A 13,817-nucleotide genomic window follows, 5' to 3' on the forward strand; every position below is an offset into this window, starting at 1 on the left:
CGGACATAGGCGTGCTTCCCTGAATCGGCCCGACAGGAGTAGTCTGTCCTGCGGTCTGCAGAGTGCAGTCGCCGCTCACGTCTGTGAGCATGTCGAGGAAGTGGAGGTGAGGCGTCCCATGAGAAGCCAACCTCCCAGTATTTACTGAAACCGTTTCACCTCGCCGGGGAACGGTTTCACAGTCGTGTGTCCACTTGCCGCGCTGCATATCCTTCCTCGAAAGACCAGTGCCATGCCACAATTGCGTCCCATTCGTTCGCTGCTCCCGAGCCGTTCCGCCGGTCTGTCCGACGCCGAAACCGGTCACGTCACCCCGCGTCGCGCACCCGAACCGACGCCCGCCGAAGAAACTGTGGTCAACAGCGCCGTCTACCGCGACGGAAAGAAGATCGCCACACCGGCCACGCTGTCGGAAGCGCTGGGCAGCTTGCCGGACGCATCGTCGATGGCCTGGATCGGCATGTACCGGCCCAACGACGCCCAGTTGTACGCTGCAGCAGCGCAATTCGATCTCCACGAGCTGGCCGTCGAGGACGCGATCGTCGCGCACCAGCGTCCCAAACTCGAACGCTACGGCGAAACGTTGTTCGTGGTGCTGCGGGCCGCACGGTACTGCGACGAAACCGAGCGCGTCGAATTCGGCGAGCTGCACATCTTCTGTGGGCCGACGTTCGTGCTCACCGTGCGGCACAGTGAGTCACCCGACCTGTCGGCGGTGCGCAGGAGGATGGAAGGGAACCCGGACCTGCTGAAGCTGGGACCCGAGGCGGTCCTGTACGCGATCCTCGACGCGGTGGTCGACGGCTACGCCCCGGTGGTGTCGGGACTGCAGAACGACATCGACGAGATCGAAACCGAAGTGTTCAGCGGCGAACCCGGTGTGTCGCGGCGCATCTACGAACTCACGCGCGAGGTCATCGAATTCCAGAGGGCCACAAGGCCGCTGCTCGGAATGCTGCGCGGGCTGTCGGCGGGATTCGAGAAGTACAACACCGACGAGGAGCTGCAGCGGTATCTCCGCGACGTCACCGATCACGCGACGGTCGTCGTGGAGCGGGCGGACGGGTTCCGTCAGTTGCTCGGCAACATCCTCACCGTCAATGCAACTCTGGTGTCGCAGGAACAGAACGAGGAGATGCGGAACCTCACCCAGGCGAGCTACGCGCAGAACGAGGAAATCAAGAAGGTATCGGCCTGGGCGGCAATCCTGTTCGCCCCCACCCTCATCGGGACGGTGTATGGCATGAACTTCGACCACATGCCGGAACTGCACTGGGTGGGCGGGTATCCGTTCGCCCTGTCGCTGATGATGCTCACGTGCGCGGGCCTATACACCATCTTCAAACGGCGTGGCTGGTTGTGAGCGAGGTCGGCTGCGGGTGATTCCCGCAGCCGACCTGACAACTAGTTAAAGCTCATCGACCCGCAGCCTCGGGCTCTCAACAGTTGATGTGACATATGATACTCCCTGATTCTTTTTGCTACTTTCGATTCGTGCGAATTGGTGAGGCCGCGGCGTATCTGAACATGTCAGTCGTGGGCGTCCGTAAGGCCGCGTCGGAAGGCCGGTTGCCCTCCCGGCGTACAGGTTCCGGCCAGCGCGTGTTTGATCGCACTGACCTCGATGCCTACCTCGGCCGTCCTCCTGCCCTGGACAAGGCTCCGGCCGACCGGGTGGAAGCGTTGTGGTGCCGGGTGTCCGGCTCGACGGGGCAGGAGTCCTCGCTCGCCGATCAGGAGTCGATGTTGCGCGAGAGCGCTTCCGGGGCCGTGTTCCGGGTGTGCAGGGATCGCGGTTCTGGTGTGAGGGAAACGCGGGCCGGTGTGGACCGGATGCTCGACGACGCCGCCCAAGGCTACTTCACGGTGGTGCGGGTGGTGTGGCGGGATCGGTTGGCCCGGTTCGGAGTCGCCTGGATCGAAAGGTTTTTTGTCGGTGGTCGGGGTTACGGTCGAGGTGTTGCGGGAGCATGGCGACACATCGCTGGGGGAGGAGTTGATGGATGACTTCAATGCATTGCTCGCGTCGTTTTCGGGCCGGTTCTACCGGCTGCGGTCGAAACGGAATCAACGCCGACTTCTCGGGCGATGCGGCAGCGAGGTTGGAGGAGGGATAGCCGATGACTGTTGCCGGGTTCACTGTGCCGCGTCAGTTCTCGTTCACCACCCGCCCGTACGCGGCGGTCGACGACGCTACCGACACCTCGATCGGGCTCGATACCATCGACCTTCGTGTCCGGTGGATGCTGAACCTGATTTCGTGTGCCGAGTCTGAGTTGGTGTCACGGTTGTGGCACCCGGCCACCTTCGATGTCCTCGCCGCCGGCCGTGACGGTTCGGACCGGAAGCTCCCGATGCAGGGGCATGTCGCTGCGGCGCGTCTGGGCTGGCACCCGAGCTACCCGACCGGGGTGTACGTGCCCTCGCGGGTAACCCGGGTGGTCACCTCCCAGACGGTCGGCACTCTGCGTACCTTGGCGTATCGGGACACCGCCATCGGGTCGCTGGCGGCCAGGTTCGATCCCGTCACCGGCCGACTGGCGCCGCCGACTGCCGCGGGTGAGTGTGTGCCGGCCGGTTTCACCCGCGGCGTGGTACGGCAGCTGAGAGCGCGCTTCCGCCGGGCCGGGGATGCGAGCCATGAACGGCTGCGGATCACCGATGTGCAGAGACCGCCGCGAACTTCGGTGATGGCTAGGCTCTCGGCCGCCGACAAGCAACTCTCCCAGATCGCCGTCACCGACGCCGTGCTGACGTTGACGGTCAAACTTCCCACGAATCCGGCCCCGGCCGGGCGGGCGCAGTGGCAGCGGGTCCGCCTGATCGCCGCGATCCCACCGCACCTGCACACCAGAGCAATCACGGACTGGCATCTGCCGACTCTCGTCCTCGACCACCGTGGCCTGCTGCTGCGCTGCGCGGCCACCGAATCTGTTCCAGCACCCGATCTGACGTCGGGATCGACGGCGGTGGGGGTGGATTGGTCACCGGCCACCCTCGGAGCAGCCGCGATCGTCACCGAACGCCAGGACGGGTTGGTCTCGGACTACCGGGGCTTCACCTACGACGACCGGGGCCTGGGAATCAAGCTGGCCCGGCTGCAAGCGGAAGGCCAACACCTGCACCGCAAAGCCGCACGTTTGACGCGGCTCGCCGCGACCGCACCACCCGAGGTGCGCGCCGAACTTGAAGGCAAGATCGCGGTCCTCGACGCCCACCGCGCCGCGGTCGGTGTCAAACGGGGCAAGATCAACCGTGAACTCGCCTTCCACTTCGGTCGGGAAGTGACCGACTACGCTACCGCGGCGGGCGCGACGGTGATCGGGGTCGAAGACCTCACCACCCTCGAAACCCGGGGACACGGCCGGGTGAACAACAACCGGGCCGCGCAGTCCGCCCGCCGCAAAGCCGTCGACGCTCTCGCACACACCGCCGCGGGGGTCGGTGTGACGGTGGTGTCCGTCCCGGCACGCGGCACGTCGGCACTGTGCCCGGGCTGCAACGACACACTCTCCCGCCCAGGCGGCTATCACCGGGCATGGTGCCCACGGTGCAATGTCGGCGGCAATCGTGACCACGTAGCAGGGGTGAACCTCGCCAAACGTGCACTACTCGGGCGCAGCAAAGTTGTTCACAAGCGCGGGAAGAACCCGGAGATTCGGGTTACCGCGCATGCGCCGGTCCGGCAGTGCCGCGACAAGACCAGTCCCACCCCGAGCCGCCCGCGTCATCGCCGGGTCCGCCGCAGTGTTCCCACCGCGACACCCCAGGCGGGGGTGAATCAGAAAAAGATTGTTCCTGCACCTCGAGCGTCGGTGTGGGACACGGTCAAACCCGCACCAGCATCGCATGTTGTTACGGGTAGCCGTGAAGTACCTACATCTCCGGCATCGGCCGCGTCAGTGGCAGATAGTATGAGATTTAAGTAGACGCTGTCAGAGCTCGTCAACGCAGACGACGAACTTGCGCTCGGGGTATTCGTAGCCGTTGGAGGACGTGGTGCACGAATCCACGGACGTGGCGCCCTGCACGATTTCGGTCACCTTCACCCCGTCGACGGCGGTGGGGTCGGTGCACTCGATGCGCTTGGGATCCTCACCACCGACGTCCATGCATCCGCCGATGACCCAGTCGACGTCGAGGCAGATCGCGCCCTGCTCGACTCCGCCGAGGGTCTCGTAGTAGTACGAGTCGGCGTCGCTGATGCACTGACTGTTCTGCTCCGCCTTGGCGATCACCTTGTAGTTCGATTCGGGGCTGCCGCACGCCGCCTTGTCGATCTCGGCGTCGGTGATCGTGCCGCCGAGCTTGACGCACTCGCCGATCGCTACTTCGAAGTCGACGTCTCCGCCGGCGTCCTCACCTTCCTGTCCGTCGATCACGGTCGTCGACTCAGTGGTGGTGGCCGAAGCCCCCGACTCCGGCACTGCCGTGGGAGTGACCTCCGAGCCGCACCCCGTGACGAGAACCGCCGTCGCCGACAGTGCGACGACCGCGGTGCACACCCGCCGAACCAGACCTGCCATCTCAACCCCACCTCGTTCTGGATGGCAGTGCCACCCGAATCCCGGGATGGCGGTGCCACCGACTTTCCCGGATGACCGCTTGCCATCCCGGGCTCCACGCGCATGCCGTGTCGCGCATTATTTGATTACATCGGTCACCGATTTACCAATCGTAATGACACTATGGACGGGTGGATCTCCCCGTGATGCCTCCTCTGCAACCGATGCTCGCGAAGTCCGCGTCGTCCGTTCCGACGCAACCGGAGTCGGGTCTCGTGTGGTCGTACGAGCCGAAGTGGGACGGTTTTCGGGCCCTCGTTTTCCGGGACGGTGACGAGGTGGTGCTCGGCTCCCGTGGCGGAAAAGACCTGGCCAGGTACTTCCCCGAGATGGTCCGGGCCGCCGTCGCGGAGCTCCCGGAGCGCTGTGTGGTGGACGGTGAGCTCGTGGTGCCCCGCACTGTCGACGGCCACACCCGGCTCGACTGGGAATCCTTGTCGGAGCGCATTCATCCGGCGGAGAGCCGGGTGACACTGTTGTCGGAGCAGACCCCGGCTCAGTTCGTCGCCTTCGACCTGCTGGTCCTGGGCGACCGGGATCTCAGTCGTGAGGACTTCTCGATTCGCAGACAGGAGCTGGTCGGCGCCGTCGGTGGCGGTCCCAGTTGCCATGTCACCGCGGCCACGGAGTCGAGCGAGCTGGCAACCGAGTGGTTCCAGACGTTCGAGGGCGCCGGCCTCGACGGAGTAGTGGCGAAAAAGCTCGCCGGGCCGTACCTGCCGAACAAGCGGGAAATGGTGAAGGTGAAGCACGCCCGCACCGCCGACTGCGTCGTCATCGGCTACCGGCCACACAAGAGCCAGCCCGGAATCGGGTCAATGCTCCTGGGGCTCTACGACGGTGACCAGCTGTCGATGGTGGGCGGTGCGTCGGCCTTCACCTCGGCGAGGCGAATCGAACTGCTCGCCGAGTTGGAAGAGCTGCGGGTCGGGGACGACGTCGTCGCCGAGGGTGAGCCCACCCGCTGGCGGTCGGGCAACGATCGCACATGGGTGCCACTACGACCTGAACGGGTCGTGGAGGTGGCGTATGACCAGATGGAAGGCGCACGCTTCCGGCACGCCGCGCGGTTCCTGCGCTGGCGACCGGACCGGACGCCCGACGAGTGCACATTCGAACAACTGGAGGTTCCGGTGCGATACGACCTTGCCGACGTGCTGGCCGGAGGTTCGTGATGGCGAGCCCGGCCGTCGAACTCGACGTGGACGGCGTCGCCGTTCGCCTGTCGAACCCCGACAAGATCTACTACCCGAAACTCGGTGCGGACGGTGGCACCAAACGGCACCTCGTGGAGTACTACCGCTCCGTCGCCCTGCAGGGTGCGCTGCTGGATGCGCTGCGGGACCGGCCGACGCATCTGCAGCGGTTCCCCGACGGAGTCGAAGGCGAGGAGATCTACCAGAAACGGGTGCCGGCCAAGCGTCCGGAACACGTCGGTTCCTGCGAGGTCACTTTCCCGTCAGGACGAAAGGCGGACGTATTACGCGTCCGCAGCGCACCCGACATCGTGTGGGCTGCGAACCTCGGCAACATCACCTTCCATCCGTGGGCGGTCCGCTGCCCCGACGTCGACCATCCCGACGAGCTGCGAATCGACCTGGACCCGCAGCCCGGCACCGGCTTCGACGATGCCCGTGCGGTGGCTCTCGAAGTCGTGCAGCCCCTTTTGGACGAGCTCGGCCTGGTCGGCTTCCCGAAGACGTCCGGTGGTCGTGGCCTGCACATCTATCTGAGCATCGCGCAGCGGTGGGACTTCGTGGAGGTGCGCCGGGCGGGCATCGCCCTCGCGCGGGAGATCGAGCGGCGCAGCGGTGACCGGGCCACCACGTCGTGGTGGAAGGAGGAACGCGGCGAACGGATCTTCCTCGACTTCAACCAGAATGCGCGCGACAAGACCATCGCCTCCGCATACTCCGCCCGCAAGACTCCTATCGCGACGGTATCGACGCCGGTGACCTGGGCGGAACTCGTCGACGTCGACCCCGACGACTTCACCATCGCCACCGTGCCCGCCCTGCTCGGCAAGCGTGGAGACCCCATGGCGACCATCCGTGACGTGGAGCAGTCGCTCGACGTCCTAGTCGACATGGCAGACCGGGATGCCGCGAACGGCCTGGGCGATCTCCCGTACCCGCCCAACTATCCCAAGATGCCGGGCGAACCGAAGCGAGTGCAACCGAGTCGGGACCGAGACCGAAAGTAGCCGACGCTGACGTACGCTCAGGCGGGCGACTTGCGTCCGAACATGGGGAGGTCTTCATGGAGCGTTCGACAGCCGGTGCTGCCGGACTCGTTCTCGGTGTCGTTGCGACGGCACTCGGAACTCTGATGACGACGCCGGCCACCGCGTCGGCAGGATCGTTGTCCTGCGTGTCGCCTCCGGGCCGCGACACCACCTCGATCATCGACCGCACCGCGTGCGGCGCAAAATCCGACCCGAGCAGCAACTCTGCAGCGCTCGGCAACGATGGTGTCGGTTTCGCCGACGCCGCCGAGGCGGGGGCGGCACTCGGCGCCGGCGTTGGCGGGGGTGTCGGGGCCGCCGAAGCTCGCGGCGGCGGCGTTGCCGCGATCGCGATCGGACCGAAAAGCGTCGCCATCGGGACGGTCGCCGGATCAGGCCCCGCGCTGGTGTTGAGTGGCCCCGGGGGTCAGGCCCTCGTCGCCGACCCGGCCCGCGGTGTCGTGTGCTCCGGCGGGCCGGCGCTTGCCATCAATTTCCTTGCAGGTCAAGCATGTTTCACCGATGGGGTAACGGTCTGGCGGGTTTCCTGATCACACCCCCGGTCGGCGTCGTATGGTGACGGCAGTCACAATGGGCTGACGCATCTGCCGCATGAAGCGGCAGTAGATCGGAGGTGGTCGATGACGACCAGCGTTCGAAGTCACAGGCCCGCGGCCGCGCCCCGGACCGAGCTGCATGTCGACCCTCGGTTCCTTCCCCTCGCCGACCGCTTCTTCGCGATGTACCGGCAACCTCAGCAGGGTGGCGGCGCCCTCACCGCGTATTTCCGCGGCGAGAAGGTGCTGGATATCTGGGCGGGTTGGGCCGATCGTGATCGCCGCTGGGACCGCGACACCGTCGCCTTGTCGTTCTCGACGGGCAAAGGGGTGGCCAGCACCGTCGTGCACAGGCTCGCCGAGCGCGGTCTGCTCGACTACGACGCGAGGGTGGCCGACTACTGGCCCGAGTTCGGTGCGGCAGGCAAGGACGCCATCACGGTCCGCGACCTGCTGACACATCGCGCCGGTTTGCATCGAGTGCGAGGTCTGATGCGCAGCCCACTCGATTTACTCGACTACGACGCGGTCGTGCAGGCTCTCGCGTCGACCCCGGCCGACCCACGCAGACTCCGCGGTCCCGGATATCACGCCGTCACCTACGGGTGGTTGGTGGCCGAACTCGTCGCACGGGTGACGGCGAAACCGTTCGTCCAGGTGGTGGAGGAGGAGATCGCCGGTCCCCTCGGAATCGACGACTTCTGGTACCTGGTCCCGGAGCAGCACCGGCCACGGATCGCAAAGCTGTTTCCGCACATCAACCCCGCCGGATTGAACTGGGAGCTCACGTCCACCGTCCTCGCGCGCGTCGGCCCCACGCGCGGGCTCGCCGAGGCGGCCATGCCCACCGGATTCGACGTGCTGGTGCGCAACCCGGCCGTGCACGGCGCAGTGATGCCGGGATGGAACGGTGTGTTCAGTGCCCGCGCCCTCGCCCGCATGTACGGCGCGATCGCGAACGGCGGTGTGCTCGACGGACGCCGTTTCCTGCGCCGATCCACCATCGAGCAGATGTCGACCGTGCAGACCCGCGACCGCGATTACGTGCTCGGTATCCGGCCCCAGTGGTCGCTCGGTTATCACCGCCCGATCCTGGCGTCCCGAGAGCAACCACGGAACGCGATCGGGCACTACGGCGTCGGCGGGTCCGGGGCCTATGCGGACCTGGACAGCGGGTTGTCCCTCGGCTTCGTCACCAACCGGCTCGGCAGTTCGTTCACCGCTCTCGGTGATCTGCGTCTGGCGCGGCTCGGGGTCGAAGCGCAAGCGCTCGTACGTCACGACAAGTAACCACGAAAGGAATCATGATGAGTGATCACGTGTACCGGGTCGTCGAGGTCGTAGGTTCGTCGCCAGACAGCATCGACGGAGCTATCAAAAACGCCATCGGGCGCGCGCAGGAGACCGTACGCAACCTCGAATGGTTCGAGGTGGTCTCGACACGGGGCCACATCGAGAATGGTGCGCTGGCGCATTTCCAGGTGACACTCAAGGTCGGATTCCGGCTGGAGCCGGGCGGAGCGGTCTGACGGGAGGGGGACGGACGCTGTCCCGGCGAACGTCCCCTTCGTCACATCCTCGCGCAAAAGTGGAACACGTTATAGTCTGGGCTTCAGTCGACGTCGGACTGCGTGTACTCAGGTAGGGGAGAGCCGTGACTTATGTGATTACGCAGCCTTGCTGCAACGACGCCTCGTGCGTCGATGTCTGTCCGGTCAACTGCATCCATCCCACACCGGACGAGAAACCGTTCGCGACCACGGAAATGCTGTACATCGACCCCGACACCTGCATCGACTGCGGTGCCTGCGTCGAGGAATGCCCGGTCGAGGCGATCTATGCGGAGAACGACCTCGAAGAAGTCGACGCCCCCTACCTCGACATCAATGCGCAGTACTACACCAAACACCCCATCGGTCCCGACTGGCCGGATCCGGTGAAGCTGCCGTCGATCGACGCCGCGCTCGGCACGCTGCACGTCGCGATCGTCGGGTCCGGTCCCGCGGCCTGTTACGCCGCGATGGAACTGACCGCCAAACCGCGCATGGAGGTCGACATGTTCGAGCGCCTGCCCACCCCGTACGGGTTGGTGCGCGCCGGTGTCGCCCCCGATCATCCGGGCACGAAGGGTGTCACCGATCAGTTCCGTTCGGCAGTGGGCAAACGGAATGTGCATTGCCACTTCAACGTGGCAGTCGGCGAGGACGTCACCCACGAGGAACTGCTGCGGCACCACCACGCCGTGATCTACGCCGTCGGCGCTGCGGGTGACCGCAGGCTCGACATACCCGGCGAGGATCTGCCGGGCAGCCATGCGGCCACCGAGTTCGTCGCCTGGTACAACGGCCATCCCGACTACGCCGACCGCACCTTCGACCTCTCCGGCGAGCGCGCCGTCATCGTCGGCAACGGCAACGTGGCGCTCGACGTGGCCCGGATCCTGGTCACCGATCCCGATGTCCTGGCGACCACGGATCTGGCCGACCATGCGCTCGAAGCGCTGCGGTCGAGCAACATCCGGGAGGTCGTGATCCTCGGGCGCAGGGGTCCTGCCCAGGCGGCATACACCAACCCCGAACTCCTTGCCCTGGGCCGGATGCCCAACGTGGACGTCGTCGTCGACCCCGAGGAAGCCGTGCTCGATCCGGCCAGCCGTGCACTCGTCGACGCGGACGATGCGGAGCCGTCGCTGCAGTTGAAGGTGAAGCAGGTGGAGGAGTTCGCGCAGCGAACCGCCGACCCCTCACGCAAGCGCATCGTGCTTCGCTTCCTCACCTCACCGGTCGACATCCTCGGTGACGGGCACGTCGAATCCGTGCGGATCGCCCGCAACGAGATGGTCGCGGACGCCTCCGGGGTTCTCGGTGCCAAACCGTCGGATGTCATCGAGACGCTCGACACCGGGCTGATTCTGCGATCGATCGGCTATCGGGGGCGTCCGGTGGCGGGGCTCCCGTTCGACGACCGACGCGGGGTCATCCCCAACGAGAACGGGCGGGTGATCGACCCGGAGTCGGGCACGCCGATCCCCGGTGTGTACGTGGCGGGGTGGATCAAGCGGGGCCCGACAGGCGTGATCGGCACGAACAAGTACTGCTCGGCCGAGACCGTGCACATGGTGATCGATGACTTCTCGGCGGGCCGGCTCGACGCGCCCGAAGACCGGGAGGCCCTCGACCGGTTGATTGCCGAACGTGCGCCCGACGCGATCGACTACCAAGGTTGGCAGCGTATCGACAAGACCGAGCGTGCTGGGGGCCGGGCCGCGGGCCGGGCCCGCACCAAGCTTGTGACGATCGACAGCATGCTGGCCGCAGCCCGTGCCGACACCTCGCCGTGAGCACTTCTTAACACTCCAGTGATAACAAGTACTCACAGGGCGCAGAGCGGCAACGATTGCGGGTAAATTGCTCGGCGCCGGATGATGTGTGTTAATGGCAGTGCGCGATTGTTAGGTCCGTCGGGGACGCGCGTCAACACACGTCGTCGAACGAGAGTGGTCATATGGGCAAGACAGGAATCTGTACTTCGCGGAATCAGCGCTGGTCATCGCGCGTCGCCGTCGCAGTGGCCGGAGTGGTGGTTTCCGGAACGGCGCTGGTAGGACCCGCTCAGGCCGTCCCGCTGTTCCCCGGTGGACCGGAGATTCCCACCCTTCCCGGTCTGCCCAGCGCCCCACAGCTTCCGCTACCCGAACCGGCGCCCGCGCCGGCCAACTTCTCGGCACCGTCCCTCAACCCCGGCGAGGGTGAGGTCGTGGGAGTCGCGCAGCCGGTGATCATCCGGTTCAACGAGGCGATCGGTGACCGCGCCGCCGCCGAGCGTGCCATCAAGGTCACCACCAGCCAGCCCGTCGAGGGTGGCTTCTACTGGATCAACGACAGCCAGGTGCGCTGGAAGCCCACCGACTTCTGGCCGGCCAACACGCAGGTCACCGTGGATGCCGGAGACGCGCATTCCACGTTCACCATCGGCGACGCCCTGGTGGCGACCGCCGACGACAACACCAAGCAGATCACGATCACCCGCAACGGTGAGGTGGTCAAGACCATGCCGACCTCGATGGGTAAGCCGGATCACGAGACCCCCAACGGCACCTACATCATCGGCGAGAAGTTCCGCGACATGTACATGGATTCGTCCACGTACGGGGTGCCGGTCGACTCCGAAGAGGGGTACCGCACCTACGTCGAGTACGCCACGCGCATGTCGTACAGCGGCATCTTCGTCCACGCTGCGCCGTGGTCGTTGGACGCGCAGGGCAACACCAATGTCAGCCACGGGTGCCTCAACGTGAGCACCGAGGACGCCAAGTGGTTCTACGAGAACTCCAAGAAAGGCGACGCCGTGGTCGTGCAGAACACCGCCGGCGGCGTGCTCAGCGGCTCCGACGGTCTGGGTGACTGGAACCGCTGAATCTGATCCCAAACACCATGCCGTAGCCCGCACAGTTCGCTGTGCGGGCTACGGCCTTTCCAAGCGGGGCGTCGGTGGGGGACCGGCCGCTACCAGATCTTGACGCGCTGCTCCGGATCGAGATACAGGGCGTCGCCGGGCTGGACGTCGAACGCGTCGTGGAACGTGTCGAGGTTGCGCACCACTCCGTTGCACCGGAACTCCGGCGGCGAGTGCGGATCAACCGCGAGACGCCGGAGAGCTTCGGCATCGCGTGCCTTGGTTCGCCACACCTGCGCCCAGCCGAAGAACACGCGCTGTAGACCGGTGAGCCCGTCGAGTACCGGAGGCTCCGTTCCCTCCGTCGCAATCTTGTAGGCGGCGATCGCGATGGAGAGGCCACCGAGGTCGCCGATGTTCTCGCCGATCGTGAACTCCCCATTCACCGCATGGCCGGGCAGTGCCTTCGGCTCGAACTGGTTGTACTGCTCGATCAGGGCCTTGGTGCGTTTACCGAACTCACTGCGATCGTCGTCGGTCCACCAGTCGACCATGTTCCCGTCACCGTCGTACTTGGCGCCCTGGTCGTCGAATCCGTGACCGATCTCATGGCCGATGACCGCACCGATTCCGCCGTAATTAGCGGCATCGTCGGCGGCGGCGTCGAAGAACGGCGGTTGCAGGATCGCGGCCGGAAACACGATCTCGTTCATTCCCGGGTTGTAGTAGGCATTCACCGTCTGCGGGGTCATGAACCATTCGTCGCGGTCGACGGGGCCACCCACTTTGCCCAGGTCACGGTCGTACTCGGCCGCATACCCGCGCCGATAGTTGCCCACCAGGTCGTCGCGGGAGATGGTGACCGACGAGTAGTCGCGCCACTTGTCCGGGTAGCCGATCTTCGGCGTGAACTTCTCGAGCTTGCGCAGCGCGGCCTCACGAGTCGCGGGGCTCATCCACTCGAGGTCGGCGATGTTGCGGCGGTACGCCTCCTGCAGGTTGGCGACGAGTTCCTGCATACGGGCCTTGGCGTCGGCGGGGAAGTGGCGCTCGACGTACAACTTTCCGACGGCCTCACCGAGGAGGTCCTGCACCAGGGACACCCCGCGCTTCCAGCGCTCACGGTTCTCCTCGGTTCCGGTCAGCGTCTTACCGTAGAACGCGAAATTCTCGTCGACGAGTGCCTGCGTCAAGTACGGCGCCCGTGAGCGGATGACGTTCCACGTGGCCCACGCCTTCCACGTCTCCAGATCCTCGGACGTCCACAGCCCGGTGAGTGTGGTGAGGAAGTCGGGCTGGCGGACCACGATCTCGGCGAACTGATCACGGGTACCGCCCAGCCCGTCGATCCACGCGGCCCAGTCCAGGCCTTCCGGCAGCTGGTCGAGGGTTACCAGGTTGTAGCTCAATTCCGCATCGCGCCGTTTCACGACGTCCCAGTGTCCGGCCGCGATCTTCGTCTCCAGGTCGAACACGCGCTGGGCGTCGTACCCGACACCGGCGAGCTCGAACATCTTGCCGATGTGCGCCACGTACGCGGCCCGGATCTCCGCGTGCTCGTCCTGGCGGTAGTAGGACTCGTCGGGCAGTCCGAGGCCGGATTGGCTGAAGTGCACCAGATAGCGTTCGGAGTTCTTGGCGTCCGTGTCGACGTAGTGGCCGACCGCGCCGCCCACGCCCGTCCGCTGCAGGCGGCCGATCACTCCGGCCAGCGTCGAGAGATCGCCGGCCTCGGCGACGGCTGCGAGTTCGTCGGCGATCGGCGTCAGGCCTGCGGCTTCCACGACGTCGGAGTCCATGAAGCTGCCGTACAGGTCACCGATACGCTGAGCGTCGGACCCTGCCGGAGCGCCCGAACCGGCAGCCTCCTCGATGATGTTCTGGACGTCGACTTCGGCCTTGTCGTACAGCGTGCGGAACGCGCCGTCGATGGCCCGATCCGCGGGTATCTCGTAACTGTCGATCCAGCCGCCGTTGACGTGGAGGAAGAGGTCGTCCTGGGCACGGATGCCGCTGCCGAGGTGTGTGAGGTCGATGCCTGAGCGTTGAGCCGTGGTCATGGCTCCATACTTACAC

12 protein-coding genes are annotated in these 13,817 nt (G+C 65.8%); 10 read left to right on the forward strand and 2 right to left on the reverse strand.

The annotated features are described in order from the left end of the window. Positions 1-232: 232 nt before the first annotated feature. The 3 genes from L1080_RS31740 (at position 233) to L1080_RS31750 (ending at position 3,929) form a co-directional block, all read left to right on the forward strand. Positions 233-1,363 (forward strand): magnesium and cobalt transport protein CorA, encoded by a 1,131-nt coding sequence (locus L1080_RS31740; RefSeq protein ID WP_109333359.1) that lies wholly within the window; start codon positions 233-235, stop codon positions 1,361-1,363. A 95-nt stretch (positions 1,364-1,458) separates the two neighbouring features. Continuing rightward, a complete protein-coding gene (locus L1080_RS31745) occupies positions 1,459-2,007 on the forward strand; it encodes a recombinase family protein (protein ID WP_284708814.1) in 549 nt (182 codons plus the stop codon). A gap of 113 nt (positions 2,008-2,120) precedes the next feature. Then, entirely contained in the window at positions 2,121-3,929 is a 1,809-nt protein-coding gene (locus L1080_RS31750; protein ID WP_250776537.1) for a zinc ribbon domain-containing protein, read from the forward strand. A gap of 6 nt (positions 3,930-3,935) precedes the next feature. Here the strand turns inward: L1080_RS31750 and lppU are convergent, their stop codons facing one another. After that, positions 3,936-4,526, reverse strand: a complete 591-nt coding sequence (gene lppU, locus L1080_RS31755) for an LppU family putative lipoprotein (RefSeq protein WP_159924065.1) — start codon at positions 4,524-4,526, stop codon at positions 3,936-3,938. 170 nt (positions 4,527-4,696) lie between these two features. On the opposite strand from lppU, the gene L1080_RS31760 reads away from it, so the two are divergent. The 7 genes from L1080_RS31760 (at position 4,697) to L1080_RS31790 (ending at position 11,762) form a co-directional block, all read left to right on the forward strand. Continuing rightward, positions 4,697-5,740 carry an ATP-dependent DNA ligase gene (locus L1080_RS31760; protein ID WP_250776538.1) on the forward strand — a complete coding sequence of 348 codons (1,044 nt, stop codon included), beginning with the start codon at positions 4,697-4,699 and terminating at the stop codon, positions 5,738-5,740. After that, the gene (locus tag L1080_RS31765) at positions 5,740-6,768 is read left to right on the forward strand and encodes a DNA polymerase domain-containing protein (protein ID WP_250776539.1); all 1,029 of its coding nucleotides are present in this window, start codon (positions 5,740-5,742) and stop codon (positions 6,766-6,768) included. Before L1080_RS31760 ends, L1080_RS31765 begins: the two co-directional genes overlap by 1 nt. 56 nt (positions 6,769-6,824) lie before the next feature. Next, positions 6,825-7,340: a DUF6764 family protein gene (locus L1080_RS31770; RefSeq protein ID WP_159924071.1), complete on the forward strand. Its 516-nt coding sequence runs from the start codon at positions 6,825-6,827 to the stop codon at positions 7,338-7,340. Between the two features lie 90 nt (positions 7,341-7,430). Beyond that, complete coding sequence (locus tag L1080_RS31775; RefSeq protein WP_159924073.1) at positions 7,431-8,636, forward strand: serine hydrolase domain-containing protein; 1,206 nt, start codon at positions 7,431-7,433, stop codon at positions 8,634-8,636. A 17-nt stretch (positions 8,637-8,653) separates the two neighbouring features. Continuing rightward, positions 8,654-8,875 (forward strand): dodecin, encoded by a 222-nt coding sequence (locus L1080_RS31780; protein WP_250776540.1) that lies wholly within the window; start codon positions 8,654-8,656, stop codon positions 8,873-8,875. 125 nt (positions 8,876-9,000) lie between these two features. Next, positions 9,001-10,686 carry an FAD-dependent oxidoreductase gene (locus tag L1080_RS31785; RefSeq protein WP_250776541.1) on the forward strand — a complete coding sequence of 562 codons (1,686 nt, stop codon included), beginning with the start codon at positions 9,001-9,003 and terminating at the stop codon, positions 10,684-10,686. Positions 10,687-10,850: 164 nt separating this feature from the next. Beyond that, positions 10,851-11,762: a L,D-transpeptidase gene (locus L1080_RS31790; protein ID WP_250776542.1), complete on the forward strand. Its 912-nt coding sequence runs from the start codon at positions 10,851-10,853 to the stop codon at positions 11,760-11,762. Between the two features lie 89 nt (positions 11,763-11,851). Here L1080_RS31790 and L1080_RS31795 read toward each other — a convergent pair whose 3' ends face one another. Continuing rightward, a complete protein-coding gene (locus tag L1080_RS31795) occupies positions 11,852-13,801 on the reverse strand; it encodes a M13 family metallopeptidase (RefSeq protein ID WP_250776543.1) in 1,950 nt (649 codons plus the stop codon). Positions 13,802-13,817 lie beyond the last annotated feature (16 nt).

It is taken from the genome of Rhodococcus sp. MSC1_016 (genome assembly GCF_023667485.2).
Classification (GTDB): Bacteria; Actinomycetota; Actinomycetes; order Mycobacteriales; family Mycobacteriaceae; genus Rhodococcus_F; species Rhodococcus_F oxybenzonivorans.